General features: G+C 73.8%; 17 protein-coding genes. 11 read left to right on the top strand and 6 right to left on the bottom strand.

Going from position 1 to position 17,824, the window contains the following annotated elements:
• The 3 genes from CRP55_RS56560 to CRP55_RS37285 form a co-directional block, all read left to right on the top strand.
• The coding region (locus CRP55_RS56560) for a LuxR C-terminal-related transcriptional regulator (RefSeq protein WP_438865842.1) at positions 1 to 129 on the top strand (129 nt) is incomplete at its 5' end.
• The gene (locus tag CRP55_RS37280; RefSeq protein WP_097326709.1) at positions 126 to 2,846 is read left to right on the top strand and encodes a helix-turn-helix transcriptional regulator; all 2,721 of its coding nucleotides are present in this window, start codon (positions 126 to 128) and stop codon (positions 2,844 to 2,846) included. The genes CRP55_RS56560 and CRP55_RS37280, both read left to right, overlap by 4 nt.
• The gene (locus CRP55_RS37285; protein WP_245923623.1) at positions 2,843 to 5,560 is read left to right on the top strand and encodes a helix-turn-helix transcriptional regulator; all 2,718 of its coding nucleotides are present in this window, start codon (positions 2,843 to 2,845) and stop codon (positions 5,558 to 5,560) included. Before CRP55_RS37280 ends, CRP55_RS37285 begins: the two co-directional genes overlap by 4 nt.
• On the opposite strand, the gene CRP55_RS37290 is transcribed toward CRP55_RS37285, so the two are convergent.
• From CRP55_RS37290 to CRP55_RS37300, 3 genes are read right to left on the bottom strand one after another with little or no spacing between them, the layout of a single operon-like run.
• Positions 5,550 to 6,260, bottom strand: coding sequence for an SDR family oxidoreductase (locus CRP55_RS37290; RefSeq protein ID WP_097326710.1), 711 nt, complete (start codon positions 6,258 to 6,260; stop codon positions 5,550 to 5,552). The genes CRP55_RS37285 and CRP55_RS37290 overlap by 11 nt on opposite strands.
• Positions 6,261 to 6,269: 9 nt before the next feature.
• Positions 6,270 to 7,697 (bottom strand): DHA2 family efflux MFS transporter permease subunit, encoded by a 1,428-nt coding sequence (locus tag CRP55_RS37295; protein WP_097326711.1) that lies wholly within the window; start codon positions 7,695 to 7,697, stop codon positions 6,270 to 6,272.
• Complete coding sequence (locus tag CRP55_RS37300; protein WP_097326712.1) at positions 7,694 to 8,248, bottom strand: muconolactone Delta-isomerase family protein; 555 nt, start codon at positions 8,246 to 8,248, stop codon at positions 7,694 to 7,696. The genes CRP55_RS37295 and CRP55_RS37300 overlap by 4 nt, the downstream gene beginning before the upstream one ends.
• Before the next feature lie 138 nt (positions 8,249 to 8,386).
• Here CRP55_RS37300 and CRP55_RS37305 point away from each other — a divergent pair, with 138 nt between their 5' ends.
• The 3 genes from CRP55_RS37305 to CRP55_RS37315 are packed head-to-tail and all read left to right on the top strand — an operon-like array spanning position 8,387 to position 10,711.
• A complete protein-coding gene (locus CRP55_RS37305; RefSeq protein WP_097326713.1) occupies positions 8,387 to 9,004 on the top strand; it encodes a VOC family protein in 618 nt (205 codons plus the stop codon).
• Positions 9,001 to 10,014: an alcohol dehydrogenase catalytic domain-containing protein gene (locus CRP55_RS37310; protein ID WP_097326714.1), complete on the top strand. Its 1,014-nt coding sequence runs from the start codon at positions 9,001 to 9,003 to the stop codon at positions 10,012 to 10,014. The genes CRP55_RS37305 and CRP55_RS37310 overlap by 4 nt, the downstream gene beginning before the upstream one ends.
• Before the next feature lies 1 nt (position 10,015).
• Positions 10,016 to 10,711 (top strand): SDR family NAD(P)-dependent oxidoreductase, encoded by a 696-nt coding sequence (locus tag CRP55_RS37315; protein WP_097326715.1) that lies wholly within the window; start codon positions 10,016 to 10,018, stop codon positions 10,709 to 10,711.
• A gap of 10 nt (positions 10,712 to 10,721) precedes the next feature.
• Here the strand turns inward: CRP55_RS37315 and poxB are convergent, their stop codons facing one another.
• A complete protein-coding gene (gene poxB / locus CRP55_RS37320; RefSeq protein ID WP_097326716.1) occupies positions 10,722 to 12,452 on the bottom strand; it encodes a ubiquinone-dependent pyruvate dehydrogenase in 1,731 nt (576 codons plus the stop codon).
• Positions 12,449 to 13,702 carry an acetamidase/formamidase family protein gene (locus CRP55_RS37325; RefSeq protein WP_097326717.1) on the bottom strand — a complete coding sequence of 418 codons (1,254 nt, stop codon included), beginning with the start codon at positions 13,700 to 13,702 and terminating at the stop codon, positions 12,449 to 12,451. The genes poxB and CRP55_RS37325 overlap by 4 nt, the downstream gene beginning before the upstream one ends.
• 145 nt (positions 13,703 to 13,847) lie before the next feature.
• Here CRP55_RS37325 and CRP55_RS37330 point away from each other — a divergent pair, with 145 nt between their 5' ends.
• The 3 genes from CRP55_RS37330 (at position 13,848) to CRP55_RS37335 (ending at position 15,845) form a co-directional block, all read left to right on the top strand.
• On the top strand, positions 13,848 to 15,164 hold the full coding sequence (locus tag CRP55_RS37330; protein ID WP_097326718.1) for a dihydrolipoyl dehydrogenase family protein: 1,317 nt from the start codon (positions 13,848 to 13,850) through the stop codon (positions 15,162 to 15,164).
• 71 nt (positions 15,165 to 15,235) lie between these two features.
• Positions 15,236 to 15,412, top strand: a complete 177-nt coding sequence (locus CRP55_RS53495) for a hypothetical protein (RefSeq protein ID WP_179855489.1) — start codon at positions 15,236 to 15,238, stop codon at positions 15,410 to 15,412.
• Between the two features lie 16 nt (positions 15,413 to 15,428).
• On the top strand, positions 15,429 to 15,845 hold the full coding sequence (locus CRP55_RS37335) for a TIGR03618 family F420-dependent PPOX class oxidoreductase (RefSeq protein WP_097326719.1): 417 nt from the start codon (positions 15,429 to 15,431) through the stop codon (positions 15,843 to 15,845).
• A 4-nt stretch (positions 15,846 to 15,849) separates the two neighbouring features.
• Here CRP55_RS37335 and CRP55_RS37340 read toward each other — a convergent pair whose 3' ends face one another.
• Positions 15,850 to 16,839: a hypothetical protein gene (locus CRP55_RS37340; protein WP_097326720.1), complete on the bottom strand. Its 990-nt coding sequence runs from the start codon at positions 16,837 to 16,839 to the stop codon at positions 15,850 to 15,852.
• Positions 16,840 to 16,877: 38 nt separating this feature from the next.
• Between CRP55_RS37340 and CRP55_RS37345 the strand changes: the two genes are divergently transcribed.
• A complete protein-coding gene (locus tag CRP55_RS37345; protein WP_097326721.1) occupies positions 16,878 to 17,408 on the top strand; it encodes an RBBP9/YdeN family alpha/beta hydrolase in 531 nt (176 codons plus the stop codon).
• Positions 17,405 to 17,698, top strand: coding sequence for a hypothetical protein (locus CRP55_RS37350; RefSeq protein WP_097326722.1), 294 nt, complete (start codon positions 17,405 to 17,407; stop codon positions 17,696 to 17,698). Before CRP55_RS37345 ends, CRP55_RS37350 begins: the two co-directional genes overlap by 4 nt.
• The last annotated feature ends 126 nt before the right edge of the window (positions 17,699 to 17,824 follow it).

Genomic DNA, 17,824 nt, shown 5'->3' on the forward strand with positions numbered 1-17,824 from the left:
GAGCGGCTGTTCCTGAGTCCCCGTACGGTCGAATGGCATCTGCGCAAGGTCTTCGGCAAGCTCGGCATCGAGTCCCGCCGCCAGCTGCGCGACGTCCTGCCCCACACCGGTGACGAGGTCCCCGCATGATCAACCGGACCGCCGAGCGCGGCGCTCTCGACGACATGCTCTCCGCCGTGCGGGAGGGCGAAAGCCGCGTGCTCGTCCTGCGCGGAGCGGCGGGCATCGGCAAGACCGCGATTCTCCAGTACGCCGAGACGGCCGCGACCGGATTCCAGGTGCTCCGCGCCGTCGGCATCGAGTCGGAGATGGAGCTCGCCTTCGCCGCCCTGCACCAACTGCTGCTGCCCCTGCTCGACCGGCTCCCGCACCTGCCGGCGCCACGGCGCGAGGCCCTCGAGACCGTCTTCCGCATGCGCGACGGCGCCCCGCCCGACCCCTTCCTGGTCGGCCTGGCGACCCTCGACCTGCTCTCCGGCGCCTCCGAACAGCAGCCCCTGCTCGGCCTGGTAGACGACGCCCACTGGCTCGACCGCGCCTCGGCCCAAGTCCTCGGCTTCGTCGCCCGCCGGCTGCTGGCCGAGTCGATCGCCGTCCTGTTCGCGGCCCGGCGGCCGGTGGCGGAGCTGCGCGGCCTGCCCGAGCGGGAGGTGACCGGCCTGACCGACAGCGACGCCCACGAGCTGCTCGCCTCGGTCGCGCACGCGCCGCTCGACCGGGGCGTCCGTGAGCGGATCGTGGCCGAGACCCACGGCAACCCGCTCGCCCTGATCGAGCTGCCGCGCGGGCTGGACACGACCCGGACGGCCGGCGGTTTCGGCCTGCTCGATCCCGGGACGCTGCCCGGGCAGATCGAGGAAAGCTTCCTGGAACGGGTCCGTGCGCTCTCCGGCCCGGCCCGGACGCTGCTGCTGGTGGCCGCGGCCGAGCCGGCCGGCGACCCGGACCTGGTGCGGGCCGCGGCGGACCGGCTCGGCGCCGGGCTCGACGTCACCATCGACGGCACGGACGGGCTGCTGTCGGTCGATCACCGCGTGACCTTCCGGCATCCGCTGGTGCGCTCGGCGGTCTACCGGGCGGCGACCCCGGCCGAGCGCCGGGCCGTGCATCTGGCCCTGGCCGAGGTGACCGACCCGGCGACCGACCCCGACCGGCGCGCCTGGCACCGCGCGTCCGCCGCCGCCGGGCCCGACGAGGCCGTCGCGGCCGAGCTGGAGCGGTCCGCCGGCCGGGCGCAGGCCCGCGGCGGGATCGTGGCGGCGGCCGCCTTCCTCAAGCGCTCGGTGGCGCTGACCGCCGATCCGGCCCGCCGCACCGACCGAATGCTGGCCGCGGCCGAGGCGAGCTTGCAGGCCGGCGACCTCGAGGACGTCGGCCGGGTGCTGGGGGCGCTGCGCGGCCGGCCGCTCGACGGCCTCCAGCAGGGCCGGGCCGGTGTGCTGCACGGCCAGGTGGCTTTCGCGTCCGGTCAGGGCGGCGACGCCACCGCCAGAACCATGGAGGCGGCCCGGCAGCTGGAGCCGGTCGATCCGCGGCTCGCCCGGGAGACCTATCTGACCGCGTACGGCATCGCCGTCAGCGTCACCGATCCGGCGGCGCTGCTCGCGGTGTCACGGGCGGCCCGGCGCCTTCCGCCGCCGGCCGATCCGGGCCCGCTCGACCTGCTGCTGGACGGCTACACGCTGATCGTGACCGACGGCCGGGCGGCCGCGGCCGGCGTGCTGCGCCGGGCCGCGGCCGCGCTCACCGAGCTGCCACCGGCCGACGTGCTGCGCTGGGGCTGGGTCGCGACCGGGGTCAACGCGGCCGTCTGGGACGACGTAGCGATGCGGGAGACGTCCCAGCGCTGGACCGGGATCGTGCGGGACGCCTACGCGCTGCGGGAGCTGCCCTATCTGCTGACCGTCGTCGGCTACGCCAGCTCGTGGACGGGTGACTTCGAGGCCACGTCCGCCTTCATCGCCGAGGCGGCCGCCGTGGCCGCGGCCAGCGGGATCCCGCTGCCGCCGTACGCGGAGCTGCGCCTGCTGTCGCTGCGCGGCCGTGAGCCGGAGACCGCGGCGCTGGTCGCGGCCACCGTGGAGAGCTCGGCCGCGGCCGGCCTGGGCATGGGCGTCACCGCCGGGCAGTGGGCGGCCGCCGTCCTCTACAACGGCCTGGCCCGCTATCCGGAGGCGATGCGGGCCGCGCAGTCCACCACCTGGCTGGCCGAGCCGGGCCTGTCGACCTGGCTGCTGCCGGAGCTCGTCGAGGCGGCCTCCCGCTCCGGGGAGCCGGGTGTCGCCCTGGAGGCCCTCGACCGGCTGGTCGAGGCGACCGAGCCGTTCTCCACCGACTTCGCCGGCGGCGTCGAGGCCCGCAGCCGGGCGCTGGTGGCCGACGGGCCGGAGGCCGGGGCGCTCTACCGTGAGGCGGTCGAGCGGCTGAGCCGCACCCCGCTGCGCACCGAGCTGGCCCGCGCCCATCTGGTGTTCGGCGAGTGGCTGCGCCGGCGCCGGCAGCGACTGGAGGCCCGCGAACAGCTGCGCACCGCGTACGACATGTTCGTGGCCATCGGCATGGAGGCCTTCGCCGAGCGCGCCCGCCGCGAGCTGCTGGCCACCGGCGAGACCGTCCGCCGCCGGCCAGCCGAGGCCGCGGCCGGCGAGGAGCTGACCGCCCAGGAGCGCCAGATCGCCCTGTTGGCCCGCGACGGCTTCTCCAACCCGGAGGTCGGTGAACGGCTGTTCCTGAGTCCCCGTACGGTCGAATGGCATCTGCGCAAGGTCTTCGGCAAGCTCGGCATCGAGTCCCGCCGGCAGCTCCGCGACGTCCTGCCCACTGCGGATGAGACGGGCGCCGGGTGAGCGGGACGGGTCTGGTCAACCGGGTCGCCGAGCGCGCCGATCTCGACGACATGATGGCGGCCCTGCGCCGGGGCGAGAGCCGCGTGCTCGTGCTGCACGGCGCCGCCGGCATCGGCAAATCGGCGCTGATCGGGTACGCCGGCCGCGCCGCGTCCGGCATCCGGGTGCTGCGCGCCGCCGGCTACGAGTCGGAGATGGAGCTGGCGTTCGCGGCTCTGCACCAGCTGTGCCTGCCGCTGCTCGACCGTCTCCCCCTCGTCCCGGCGCCACGGCGCGAAGCGCTCGAGACCGTCTTCCGCATGCGCGACGGCGCCCCGCCCGACCCCTTCCTGGTCGGCCTGGCCACCCTCGACCTGCTCTCCGGCGCCTCCGAACAGCAGCCCCTGCTCGGCCTGGTCGACGACGCCCAGTGGCTCGACCGCGCCTCGGCCCAGGTCCTCGGCTTCGTCGCCCGCCGGCTGCTGGCCGAGTCGGTCGGCGTGCTGTTCGCGGCCCGCGAGCCGGTGCCGGAGCTGCGCGGCCTGCCCGAGCGGGAGGTCACCGGCCTCACCGGCGCCGACGCGCACCTGCTGCTCGGATCGGTCGCGCCGGGGCCGCTCGACCCGCACATCCGCGACCGGATCGTGGCCGAGACCCACGGCAACCCGCTCGCCCTGATCGAGCTGCCGCGCGGCCTGACCGCCCTGCAGATGGCCGGCGGGCTGGGCCTGCTGCACGCCGAGGCCCTGCCCGGCCGCCTCGATCGCAGCTTCGCCGAGCGGGTCCGTGACCTCACCGGGCCGGCCCGGCTCCTGCTGCTGGTGGCCGCGGCCGAGCCGGTCGGCGACCCCCATCTCGTGCGGCGGGCGGCCGAATCGCTCGGCGTCCCGTTCGACGCCGACGGCACCGGCGGCCTGCTCGTGATCGGCACCCGGGTCACCTTCCGGCACCCGCTGGCCCGGACGGCCGTCTACCGCTCGGCGAGCGCCGAGGACCGCCGAACCGTCCACCGGGCGCTGGCCGAGGTGACCGACCCGCACGACGCCGCCGACCGCCGCGCCTGGCATCTGTCCGCCGCCGCCGACTGGCCGGACGAGCCGGTCGCGGCCGAGCTCGAACGCTCGGCCGGCCGGGCCCGGGCCCGCGGCGGGCTGGCCGCGGCGGCCGCCTTCCTCCAGCGGTCGGTCGCGCTGACCGGCGACCGGTCGCGGCACGCGGACCGCGTGCTGGCGGCCGCGGAGACCAGCTTCCAGGCCGGCGAGGCCGAGCAGGCGAACGCGTTGCTGGGCGCGCTGGACGGCCCGCTCGACGATTTCCAGCGCGGCCGGTCCGGCGTCCTGTCCGGTCAGATCGCCTTCGCCGGCGGCGCCGGCACGGCGGCGATACCGATGCTGCTCGGTGCGGCCCGCTCGTTCGCCGCCGTCGATCCGCGGCGGGCCCGGGAGGCCTGTCTCCAGGCGTGGGTGATGGCCAACCTGGCCGCCGACCGCGACAGTTTCGTGGCGGTCGCCCGCACGGTACGGGCCATCCCGGTCGCCGGCCCGACCGGCCCGCTCGACCTGATCGTCGACGGCCTGGCCCTGCTGGTCACCGACGGCTGGGCCGCGGCCGCCACGACGTTGCGGGAGGCCGTCCGGGTCATCGGCGACATCCCGGCCGACGAGATGCTGCGGTGGGGCTGGCTGGCCACAGCCGCCTGCGGCGCCATCTGGGACGTCGAGGGCATCCGGGCCGAGGGTCTGCGGCAGGTCCGCGTGGCGCGCGAGGCGGGCGCGCTCCAGGTGCTGCCGTACTGCCTGGCGACGCTGGGCTACGCGCTGACCTGGACCGGCGAGTTCGACGCGGCGGGCGCCGCCATCGCCGAGAGCGAGCTCGTCTCGGCCGCGATCGGCTCGCCGGCGCCGCCCTTCACCGATCTGCGGCTGCTCTCGTTGCGCGGCCGCGAGACCGAGACCGCCGGCCTGATCGCCGCCACCCGGCAGAGCGCGGCCGCCTCGGGCTTCGGCTCGGGCGTGACCACGGCCGGGTGGGCCGGCGCCGTGCTCTACAACGGGCTGGCCCGCTATCCGGAGGCGATGCGGGCCGCGCTGGACGCCGAGCGCCACTGGGAGCCGTTCGGCTCGACCTGGCTGCTGCCCGACCTGGTCGAGGCGGCGTCCCGGTCCGGCGAGCCCGAGATCGCCCGCGACGCCCTCGGCCGCCTGGTGGCGGCCACCGAGCCGTTCGGCACCGACGTCGCCGCCGGCCTGCGGGCCCGCACCCGGGCGCTGCTCGCCGACGGCGACGAGGCGGAGAGTCTTTACCGGGAGGCGGTCGAACGGCTGGGCCGCACCCGGTTGCGGCCCGAGCTGGCCCGGGCCCATCTGCTGTACGGCGAGTGGCTGCGCCGCCGCCGGCAGCGGATGGAAGCCCGCGAGCAGCTGCGCCTCGCCTACGAGATGTTCACCGCGATCGGCATGGAGGCGTTCACCGAGCGCGCCCGCCGCGAGCTGCTCGCGACGGGCGAGAACGTCCAGCGGGCCGCGGCGTCCACGCCCGGTGCGACGCTGACGGCGCAGGAGCGCCAGATCGCGATCCTGGTGCGCGACGGATGCTCCAACGCTGAGGTGGGCGAGCGCCTGTTCATCTCGCCGCGCACCGTCGAATGGCATCTGCGCAAGGTGTTCGCGAAGCTGTCGATCGCCTCGCGCCGTCAGCTGCGCGACGTCCTGCCGGCCGGCGGCGTCACCGGATGAGCTGCTGGCCGCCGTCGACGTCGTAGGTGGCGCCGGTCAGGGCGTCGTTCGTCATCAGGTGCAGGATCAGCGCGGCCACGTCGCCCGGTCCGACGACCCGGCCGATCGGCAGGGTCGCCCGCAGCTCGGCCCGGCGCGCCTCGAGCTGGTCGCCGAGCAGGCGGGCCGAGAGCGGTGTGTCGACGAAACCGGCGGCGACCGCGTTGACCCGCAGCGGCGCCAGCTCGAGGGCGGCGTTGGCCGTGATGGCCGACAGCGCCGCCGTGCCGATCGCGGCCAGGATCAGGCCTTTGCCGGGGCGGCGGGCCCCCGTGCCGGTGATGAGGGTCAGGGAGCCGCCCGGCCGGGCCCGGGCCGCGGTCTCGCGGGCGACCCGCAGGGCGCCGACGAGGTGGTCGTCGATCTGCTCGCGGGCGACGTCGAAGTCCATGTCGGCGATCGGCGCGTAGGCCGGGCCGGGGCCGCTGAGCAGCACATGGTCGATCGGCGACGGCAGCCCGTCGAAGAACCCGTCCAGGTCGGCCAGATCGAGCCGGACCGCCGTCACGCCGAGCTCGTCCCCCACCTCCTTGAGGCGGCCCTCGTCGCGCCCGGTGACGATGACGTTCGCGCCGGCCGCGCGGGCCTGCCGGGCGGTCTCCAGGCCGATGCCGGAGGTGCCGCCGATGACGACGACGGTGCTCTGGTCGAGAGTGATCATTGAGTTCTCCTAGACGGTGCAGGCTTGCAGCCTGGGGTTGGGTGCCATCGGCGCCGGCGCGATCCGGCGGCTCGGCACGAAGACGGCGGTGATGACCGCGGCCGCGGCGGTCACCCCGGCCAGCACGAGCATCGCGAACTGGTAGTTGTCGGCCAACGGTTGCGTGAGGTCGGTGGCGCCGCGAGCGCCCAGCAGCAGCGGCACGAGCGCGACCAGCACGACCCCGCCGACCCGGGACGCGGCGTCGTTGACGGCCGAGGCCTCGCCCAGGTCGCTGTCGTCGACCGCGGCCAGCACCCCGGCCGTGAGCGGCGCGACGGCCAGCCCGAGGCCGAGGCCGAACAGCAGCGCGCCGGGCAGGATCGACCGCACGTAGGGCTCTCCGGGACTCGCGCCGGACAACCAGGCGAAGCCGGCCGCCACGATGAGGATGCCGCCGGCCATCGGCCATCGGGTGCCGACCCGGGCCACCAGGCCGCCGACGAACGGCGACACCAGCAGGAAGACGGCCGACTCCGGGATGAGGGCCGCGCCGGCCTCGGTCGCGCTGTAGCCGAGCTGGAGCTGGCACTGCAGGATCACCAGGTAGCTCACCGCGCCCAAGGCGCCGTAGAAGAGCACGGTGGCCGCGTTGATGGCGTCGAACGGCCGCGACCGGAACAGCTCGGGCCGCAGCATCGGCCGGCTCAGCCGCCGCTCGACCGGCACCAGGGCGGCCAGGCAGGCCACGCCGAGCACGGCCGAGGCCAGCACCGGCCCGCTCGCCCAGCCCTTGTCGGCGCCGGCGGTCAGGGCGTAGATGACGCCGCCGAGGCCCACCACCGCGAGCAGCGCGCCGGCGACGTCCACGCTGAGCGGCCGCCGCGCGGTGTCCACATCGGGCACGGAGCGCAGCAGCACGAGCGCGGCCAGGATGAGCGGCACGTTGAGCAGGAAGACGTAGCGCCACGACGCGTGGTCGACGAGCCAGCCACCGCCGTACGGCCCGAGGGTCGTGCCGAGGGTGGAGATGCCGGCCCAGATGCCGATGCCGCGGGCCCGGTCGGGGCCGCGCAGGGTGCCGTTGAGCAGGGCCAGGCTGCTCGGCACGACCAGCGCCCCGCCCGCGCCCTGCACGACCCGGGCCGCGATCAGCGTGCCCACGTCCGGGGCGGCGGCGCAGGCGAGCGAGGCGGCCAGCATCACGAGCAGCCCGGTCGCGAGCACCCGCCGCCGGCCGAAATGGTCGGCCAGCGCCCCGGACAGCAGCAGCAACGAGGCCACCGTGACCAGATAGCCGGTCAGGACCCATTGGAGCTCGCTCACGCCGGCGCCCAGGTCCTCGCCGATCGCCGGAACGGCGACATTGATCATGTACGCGTCGATGAAGCCGACCGCCGACGCGAGCACCGTCGCCGCGATCAGGGCCCGGCCGACCGGGCTGCGCAGCGCGATCATCGCGCCGCGGCCAGGGTCGCCGGGTCGCTCGGGTGCGGGGTGAGCGGCACCGTTTCGATGGTCAGCCGGCCCTCGATCGGCCGGTCGTCGCCGGTGGTCTGCCACAGTCCCACGCCCCGCCCACCGGGAACCGTCCAGAGCCGCACGAGCCGCCCCTCGTGCCCGAAGCGCTCCCCGGCCGCCTCACGGCGCGTACCCCCGGGAACCTCGACCTTGAATTTGACCAGGAACTCCTTGGCTCCCGGCTCGAACTCCACCCGGCCCGGTCCCGGATCGCCGGGGAAGGCGCCCAGCGGCGTCACCTCGTCCGTGCGCCACGCCCGCAGCGGCATCGTGGCCAGCACGGCCTCCAGCTCGTCCGGGTCACCGGCCGCGAACAGGCCGATCGAACGCCACTCCCCCGGGCCGAGCGGCGGCCGCCACAGCCGCAGCACCTTTCCCTGGTCCGCCAGCCTGCTGGTGTTCAGCGCCTCCCGGGCGCGCATGTCGGCCACCTCGTCCGCGGTCGTGCCGGCGGGCACCGTGGTGGTCATCGTGACCAGATATTCCATGTGTTCCACCCTCCGGCAGGCAAGCGGTCCGTGGGACCCGTGGCACTCCCTGGCCCGGGGTGCCCAGGGAGTCTCACCGGTGTGCGCCGGTGCCGGCGGGCGGGAGGCTCGGTGCAACCAACGCAGGAGGAGTGGGCCATGGACATGAAGCTGGAAGTCGTCGTGATCCCCGTGTCGGACGTCGACCGGGCCAAGGCGTTCTACACCGGCCTGGGCTGGCGTCTCGACGCCGACCTGGCCACGAGCGAGACCTTCCGGGTGATCCAGGTGACGCCGCCCGGCTCGCCGGCCTCGGTCATCTTCGGCACCTCGCTGACGGCTCAGGAGCCGGGCACCGCGCAGGGCCTGCACCTGATCGTCGACGACATCGCGGCCGCGCACGACGAGCTCAAGCGGGCCGGGGCCGATCCGAGCGAGGTGTTCCACGACGCCGGTGGCATCTTCCACCACGGCGGCACCGACGAGCGGGTGGCCGGCCCGGCCGAGGGAAACGCCAGCTACGGCTCGTTCCTGTCGTTCAGCGACCCGGACGGCAACGGCTGGCTCCTCCAGGAGATCACGACCCGGCTGCCGGGCCGCCTCGACCCGTCGGTCACCGCGTTCTCCTCCACCGCCGACCTGGCCGCCGCGCTGCGCCGGGCCGCCGCCGCGCACGGCGAGCACGAGGCCCGCACCGGCGCCGAGGACCCGGACTGGCCGTCCTGGTACGCCGACTACATCGTCAAGGAGCAGTCCGGGCAGGAGCTCCCCCGGTGAGCGACTCCTACCGCGCGGTCGTCGCCACCGGCCACCGCCGTTTCGAGCTGGTGGAGCGCGAGCGCCACGATCCGCCGCCGGGCCAGGTGCTCATCGAGGTGCAGGCGTGCGGGGTCTGCCACACCGACGCCCTCGCCGTCGAGGGCGACCGGGACCGCCCGATCGTGCCCGGCCACGAGATCATCGGCCGGATCGGCGCGGTCGGCGAGGGCGTGGACGCGTCGTGGAAGGTGGGCGACCGGGTCGGCGTCGGCTTCCTCGGCGGCACCGACACCACCTGCGAGGCCTGCCGCTGGGGCGACTTCCTCAATTGCGCGGACCAGCCGCTGACCGGCACGACGATCGACGGCGGCTACGCCGAGGTGACGTACGCCCGGTCGACCGGCCTGGTCCGGATCCCGCCCGGCACCGAGACGGTGAACGACGCGCCGCTGCTGTGCGCCGGCCTGACCATGTACAGCGCGCTGCTGGCGGGCCGGGCCCGTCCCGGCTCGCTGGTCGCGGTGCAAGGCATCGGCGGCCTGGGCCATCTGGGCATCCAGTACGCCCGGGCGCTCGGTCACCGGGTCGCCGCGATCGGCCGGGGCACGGCCAAGCGGGAGCTCGCGGCCGAGCTCGGCGCCGACGAGTACATCGACAGCCTGGCCGAGGACCCCGGCGAAGCACTGCGACGACTCGGCGGCGCCGCCGTCGTCGTCGCCACCGCGGCCGCCGGTGCGGCCATGTCGGGGCTGGTGTCCGGGCTCGGCCGCAACGGCGAACTGGTCGTGGTCGGTGCCGATCCGGAACCGATCCAGGTGCGGCCGGAGCAGCTGATCTTCGGCGGTCACCGGATCCGCGGCAGCCTGACCGGCACGGCCATCGAGAACGAGGACAACCTGCGGTTCACGCTGCGCCACGCGATCCGGTCGTACAACGAGGTGTTCCCGCTCAGCGAGGCGGCCAAGGCGTACGAGCGGATGATCTCCGGCGACGTGCGTTTCCGCGCCGTCCTCGATATGAGGGGATGACATGCAGGACCCACCCTTGAGCGGGACGGTCGCGCTGGTCACGGGGGCGAGCAGCGGCATCGGCGCCGCGACCGCGTGCCGTCTCGCCCTCCAGGGCGCGGCGGTGGCCGCCGTCGCCCGCCGCCCCGGCCGGCTCGGCGCCGTCGTCGAGGACGTGGCGGCGACGGGCGGTCACGCGGTCGCGGTGCGGGCCGACCTGACCGACCCGGCGCAGGCCGAGCGGGCCGTGCAGGACGTGCTCGACCGGTTCGGGCGCATCGACATCCTGGTCAACAACGCCGGCGTGATGCTGCTGGGCACGGCGCTGCACACCACGATCGAGGAGTGGGACCGGATGGTCGCGCTCAACGTGTCGGCGCTGCTGCACGTCACCCACGCCGCGGTGCCGCACCTGATCGACGCGGCGGCCACCTCGCCGCGGGAGGTGGCCGACATCGTCAACGTGAGCTCCACGGCCGGGCGGGTGGCCCGGCCGGGCAGCAGCGTCTACAACCTCACCAGATTCGGCCTGAACGGCTTCACCGAGTCGCTGCGGCAGGAACTGGTCGAGGAGCGGGTGCGGGTCGGCGTGGTCGAGCCCGGCATCGAGCCGCTGCCCGCCGACGACATCGCCGACGCGATCCTCTACATCGTGAGCCGCGACCGCCGGGTGGCCGTCAACGAGATGCTGGTCCGGGCGGCCGAGCGGACCTGGTAGCGGCCGCGTCTCAGGCGAACTCGGCCGCGACCTGGCGCAGGTTGGCGCCGGCGACCTCGAGCACGTCGTCGCCGGCGCCACCGAGGACCGAGCGGGTCGCCCACAGCGCGAAGCCGGAGGCCTGGGCCGCGCTGACCTTGGGCGGGACGGCCAGTTCGTGCCGCACGGTGCGGACGTCGACGACGGCGGGGCCGTCGTGCGCGAACGCCTTCCGCAGCGCGCCGTCGAGCTCGCCGGCGGTCTCGACCCGTACGCCGAAGAGACCGACCGACCGCGCGACCTCGGCGAAGTCGGGGTTGTCGAGATCGGTGCCGTAGTTGACGATGCCGTCGGCCTTCATCTCCAGCTCGACGAAGGCGAGCGCCGCGTTGTTGAGCACCACCACCTTGACCGGCAGTCGCTGCTGGCGCAGGGTGAGCAGCTCGCCGAGCAGCATGGCGAGCCCACCGTCGCCGGAGAACGTGACGACCTGCCGTCCCGGCTGCGCGGCCTGCACGCCGATGGCCTGCGGCAGCGCGTTGGCCATGGTGCCGTGGTTGAACGAGCCGATCAGCCGGCGCCGGCCGTTCATCCGCAGGTAGCGCGCCGACCAGAGCGTCGGCGTGCCCACGTCGGCCAGGAAGACGGCGTCGTCGGCGGCGATCCGGTCGACCGCGGCCACGAGGGCCTGCGGGTGCAGCGCGCGGCCGTCGCGGCCCTCGCGGGCGAGGGCGTCGAACCGGCGCCGGGTCCGCCGGTAGTGCTCGACCATCCGGTCCAGGTGGGCGCCGTCGCGGCCGTCCTTCAGGCGCGGCAGCAGCGCGGCCACGGTGTCCTTGACCGTGCCGGCCAGCGGCACGTCGACCGGCACCCGGCGGCCGATGCGCTCGCCACGCACGTCGACCTGCACGACCTTGGCGTGCGCCGGGTAGAAGGGCCGGTACGGGAAATCGGTGCCCAGCATGAGGAGCGCGTCGCAGTGCTCCATCGCGCGGTAGCCGGACGGGAAGCCGAGCAGGCCGGTCATGCCGACGTCGTACGGGTTGTCGTACTCGACGAACTCCTTGCCCCGCAACGCGTGCACGACGGGCGCCTGGAGCCGCCCGGCGATCGCGGTCAGCTCGTCGTGCGCGCCCTCGCAGCCGGCGCCGGCCAGGATGGTGACCCGCTCGGCGCCGTTGAGCAGCTCGGCCGCGGCGGCCAGGTCGTCCTCGGCCGGCCGGTGCACCGACCGGGTGGGCCGCACGGCGGTCGCCTCGGCCGTGACCGCCGCCCCGAAGACCTCGCCGGGCACCACGATCACGGCGACGCCGCGGCGCTCGATCGCCGCCCGCATGGCGATGCGCAGGACGCCCGGCAGCTGCTCGGGCACGCTGACCATCTCGCTGTAGACGCTGCACTCGCGGAACAGGTCCTGCGGGTGGGTCTCCTGGAAGTAGCCGGTGCCGATCTCCGCCCGCGGAATGTGTGCGGCGATGGCGAGCACCGGCACGCCGCTGCGCTGAGCGTCGAACAGCCCGTTGATCAGATGCAGGTTGCCGGGCCCGCAACTGGCCGCGCAGACCGCGAGCTCGCCGGTGACGGCCGCCTCGCCGGCCGCGGCGAACGCGGCGGCCTCCTCATGGCGTACATGCTGCCAGCTGATGCCGTCGTCGCGGCGCAGCGCGTCGGTCAGGCCGTTGAGCGAGTCGCCGGGCAGGCCGTAGATCCGGCGGACGCCGGACGCCTTCAGCGTGGCGACGATGTGGTCGGCGATGGTCATCGCGTCTCTCCTGTGGTGCGGTTGAAGATGCCCCGGGGGAAGGTCATGGAGACCAGCCAGTTCGGGAGGTCCACGGTTTCGCTGATCTTGAGATCGCCGACGACGCTGCACAGCGCGTACGCCTCGTGCAGGCTCAGCCCCTCGTCGGTGGCGAGCCAGTCGATCATGTCGCGGATGGCGGTCTTGGCGTTCTCCATCAGGTCGGGCCCGGTGCCGGTGGTGATGTAGTAGCCCTGCCCGCGCATCTCGGCGGTCATCGCGAGCTGGGTCGGGTCGGCGGCCGGGACGATGGCCCGCGGCCCGGCGATGGTCCGGTTCTTGACGACCGAGAAGCGCAGCGTGGCCGCCATCAGCGTCTCGATCGCGGTGCCGGTGATCTCGCCGTCGCCCTGGGCCATGTGCCCGTCGCCGGCCGAGAACTTGGCGCCCTCGGCGTAGACCGGCAGCTGCAGCCGGGTGCCCTTGATCATCTGCCGGACGTCGGTGTTGCCGCCGTTGCCGCCGCTCACGCTGGGCGGGAAGGTGCGGTACATGCCCTTGCGCATCGGGGCGTTGCCCATGATGCCGAGGAACGGCGAGATCGGGATGCGGGCCCGCGTGCCGGTGTCCTTGCCGACAAAGGTGGCGAACCCGGTGTTCTGGCCCCGCTCGAAGGTGAAGAGCTGGACGTACGGGGCTCCGGTCCCGTACGGCTGGTCCTGCGGAAGGGCCGACGGCACCCGGCCCGGCGCCGGGTCGCTGAGCTGAGAGGCCTCGGTGTACGGGGCGAAACCGGCCAGCGCCTCCGGGCGCAGGGTGCCGAAGATGCCCAGGGCCGGGCTGATCGTCACATAGCCGAAGTCGACGATCGGGGCCACATCGAGGATCTCGACCTCGAGGATGTCGCCCGGCTCGGCCCCCTCGACGAACACCGGCCCGGTGAGCGGGTGGATGTGGCCCAGGTCGATGGTCATCGTGCCGTCCGGCGTCATCGTGCGCGCCTGGTCGCCGATGTCGAGCGCGTCCCGGCAGAGCAGCTGGATCTCCTCGCCGGGTCGAACCACGACGGCGGCCTCGAGGTCGCGGTTCCAGCGGTTGTGGTTGACGGACGTGTAGCCGTCGAGGACCCGCTCGGGCGTTCCCTGACCCGGCAGACCGACGGGCACGTCGGCCTGCGCTCGGATACTGCGGAAAGCGGCGGCGGCATCGGTCGGGATCTCGGCTTGGACATGCAGGGCATCGCTCGCGGTGCCCGAGTGTGCGAAACACATGACTCCACCGTCGCCCGCCCGGCACTGGTCCGGCGCCCGTGTAAACCCCCGGGATGCGCGACACCAGGGTCTTCCACCGGTACCGGGGTCACGGGATGTCGGCCAAGGTGAAGGGCAGCACATCCATCTGGGGAGGCATCGGGGTATGAGCGATTACGACGTCATCGTGGTCGGCGGCGGATCGCCGGGCGAGCACTGCGCCGGGGCGCTGGCCGAGGGCGGGCTGCGCGTGGCGCTGGTCGAGCGGGAGCTGGTCGGCGGTGAGTGCTCGTACTACGCGTGCATCCCGTCGAAGACGCTGCTGCGGCCGGGCGAGGCGGTGCAGGCGGCCCGCGACGCCGAGTCGACCGCGGAGGTCGACGTGAAGCGGGCGCTGGCCTGGCGCGACTTCATGGTCTCCGATTATTCGGACGCGGGGCAGGAGCGCTGGCTGGCCGGAGCGGGCATCGCGCTGATCCGGGGCAGCGCACGGCTGGCCGGCCCGGGTGCGGTCGAGGTGTCCGGGGTCCGCTACACGGCCGAGCACGTCGTGCTGGCCAACGGGGCGTCGCCCATCATCCCGCCGATTCCGGGGCTGCGCGAGCTCGAGGGCGTGTGGACCAATCGCGAGGTGACGGGCATGAAGGAGGTGCCACGAAGGCTGGTGATTCTCGGCGCCGGGCCGGTGGGTGTGGAGATGGCCCAGGCCGTACGCCGTCTCGGCGGCTCCGTCGTTCTCACCTCTCACGGCGATCGCGTGCTGCCTCGTGAGCCTGCGCAGTTGGGCTCCGCCCTGACCGCCGCCTTGCGCTCCGACGGCATCGAGCTCGCCCTCGGGCCCCGCGCCGTGGCCGCCCGCCGGGACAATGCGGACTATGTCCTGACTCTGGATGACGGGCAGGAGCTGCGGGGTGATCGACTTCTGGTTGCCACCGGCCGGGCACCCCGGGTCGAGGGCATCGGACTGGAAACCGTGGGGGTCGTGGCCGACAAAAAGGGCATCCCCGTCGATGAGTACCTGCGGGCCGCACCGAACCTCTGGGTGGTCGGCGACGCCACCGGCCAGTTCATGCTCACGCATGTCGGGAAATATCAGGGTGAAGTGGTCGCGGACAACATCTACGGCCGCCCCCGCAAGGTCGACTACACCGCCGTACCCCGCGTGGTCTTCACCGATCCTCAAGCCGCCGCCGTCGGCGCCACCTCAGGCCCGATCAGCTCCACTGTGGCCCTCAAGGACGTCGCCAAGACCGCCGCCTACACCCGCCGGTACGCCGAGTCGCACGGTTTCCTGACCCTGTTCAGCGACGGCGACGTGCTCACCGGCGCCTGCGCGCTCGGCCCCGAGGCCGGCGAGTGGCTCCAGCAGGCCACCTTGGCCATCCGGGCCAAGGTGCCGCTCGACATCCTGCGCGACACCATCCAGCCGTTCCCCACCTTCTCGGAGATCTACGTGCAGGCCCTGCACGGCCTCCGCAAATGACCGTCTGCTGTTCATCGGCACGTCACCGCGGGTTGGGCGCCACGTGCGGTCGCGACCGGCAGGCTGTGCCGATGTTCGGCTTCGTTCTCGGCGCACTGGCCGTCTCGTGGGGCGTGCTGGCGGCCTTCCTCGACCAGCCCGGCGCCACCGACCACCGGCGCGCCAAGCAGCTGTGCACGGCCCTGCTGACCGCCTGCACGGCCGCGACCGCCGTCGGCGGTGTCGCCGCGCTGTCCGGCGCCTGGTAGGCGGTAACGTTCGCCCATGGCGATGACGTTGGAGCAGGCGTGGGAGCTCAGCCGGGCCGAGAGCGGCCTGGCGGTGGTCTCCACGCTGCGGGCCGACCAGACCATTCAGAGCTCGCTGGTCAACACCGGGATCATCCAGCGGGGTGGTCCGGTCCTGGCTTTCGTGACGTACGGGAAAGTCAAGCTGGCCAACCTCAGGGCGCGGCCGGCCCTGACGGTGACGTTCCGCAGCGGCTGGCAGTGGGCCGCGGTCGAGGGCACCGCCGAGCTGATCGGCCCCGGCTCCGACCCCGAGACGCTCCGGCTCCTGCTGCGCGAGATCTTCACCGCGGCCGGCGGCACCCACGACGACTGGGACGAGTACGACCGCGTCATGCGCGACCAGGGCCGCACGGCGGTCCTGATCGCACCGGCCCGCGTCTACGCCAACTGATCGACTACGCGCCGATCAGCCTGAGCAGCACCGCCCCCTGGTCCGGTCCGTACTTCGCCGCGTACAGGGCGCCCACCCGCTCCCGGGTCGCCGGGCTCGCCTCGGCCAGCACCCACCGCCGCTCGCCGTCGCCGACCACCGCGTGGTCGGGGTGGAACGCCTGCGCCAGCGCCGACGGGTTCACGTTCACCCAGTGCTCGCCCTCGTGCAGCACGTACCGCAGATCGTGCTCGGCCGCCTGCCCGTTCACTTCCAGACGCAGCCGCATGCGGTCGTGCTCGGCCGAGGTCAGCAGCCCCGGCCCTTTCCAGCGGTTCTCGAACGCCTCCAGCGCCAGCTCGCCCAGATCGCCCCGCACCCGCACCTCGCGCTGCGAGCTCTCGCTGACCCTGCGGTCACCGAACACGCCGTACGACAGCCAGTCGTCGACCCGGTAGAGCGCGTGCGCCGGCCCGGACCGGCTGATCCGTACGGTGAAAAGGTCCTGATGCGCGGCCGGGATCCGGTCGAGCAGCGCGCCCACCCGCTCGATGTTCTGCCGCATCAGCCCGAGCGCGTCCGTCGGCGCCACCTGCCGCGCCCGTTCGGCCGCGGCCGGGCTCGACGGATCGGTCAGCACGATGCGGAACCGCACTCCCCGCTCGAGCGCCCGCACGACCGCGTTCGTGAAGTTCCGCTCGTGCCGCCCCTCCAGCAGCCCCGTCCAGTGCTTCCAGATGTCGACCTGCCCGTCGGCGGCCTCGATCCGTTTGATGACCGCCCGGTAGTCGAGCCGGTGGCGCCGCTTCACCGCGTTGCGGCTCAGGAACAGGATCAGCGGTTGCAGCACCAGCGCCGCCAGCACCAGATCGAGCAGGTTGGCCCCGACGTTGATCCGCAGGTCGGTGGCGAACCCCTCGGTGTGCCGCACCGGGTAGAGCAGCACGAACGCGCCCACGAGCAGCAGGACACCGATACCCGCGTACACATAGGACAGCCAGTTGCCGCGCCACATGGCCCCATGGTCGCAGATCGATGGCTTATCCTCCGCCCATGGCACTCGAGGCGATCATCTTCCACGGCACCGGCGGCAACCCGGAGGTCGCATGGTACCCCTGGCTGGCCAAGCGACTGACCGCCCGCGGCTACACCGTCGAGGTCCCGCACTACCCCACCCTCAACGCCGAGCCCATCGACACGTTCCTGCCGAAGGTCCTCGAGGCACACACCTTCACTCCCGAGACCGTGCTGGTCGGCCACTCCGGCGGCGCCGCCCTCCTGCTGGCGATCCTGGAGCGCGTGCCCGCCGCCAAGGCTTTCCTCGTGGCCGGCTACTGCACCCCTCCGAACACCAGCGACGAGCCGGTCCTGCGCCCTTCGTACGACTGGGACGCCATCAGGGCCAACGTGCAGGACCCGTACTTCATCAATTCCCTCAAGGATCCTTACGGCTGCGACGCCGCACAGGGCCGGGCGATGTTCGAGCGCGTCGGCGGCACCCAGATCGTCCGCAACGACGGCCACTTCGGCGACTACAACCAGGTCTACGACGAGTTTCCCCTGCTGGACAGCCTGATCCCGTGACCACGGCCCTGCTGTCCTTCGCCGCCGTGGGCGCGCTGCTCACCATCACTCCCGGCCTCGACACGGCCCTGGTGCTGCGTTCAGCCCTGAACGGCGGCCGCCGCCCCGCCTTCTTCACGGCCACCGGCATCTGCCTGGGCGCCCTGACCTGGGGCGCCCTCACCAACCTGTTGAACCCGAGGGTCGGCGCCTTCTACCTGACCGTCCTTCCGCAGTTCACCCCCGCCGTCGACGCCACCACCGGCACCGCCCTGATCGGCTTCGGCCTCAAGCTGGGCCTCTCCCGCTGACCCGTCCCGCCGCCCTCGGCCGAGGCCGGACAACCCAAGGTCAAGAGCCTGATGTCGTAGCGGGGTGGGGCGTACGGACCGCTGCTCCCGCCGAGGGCCGCGCCGGGGCGAGCAGGGCGCTGCGCG

The organism is Paractinoplanes atraurantiacus (genome assembly GCF_900215205.1).
Lineage (GTDB): Bacteria > Actinomycetota > Actinomycetes > Mycobacteriales > Micromonosporaceae > Actinoplanes > Actinoplanes atraurantiacus.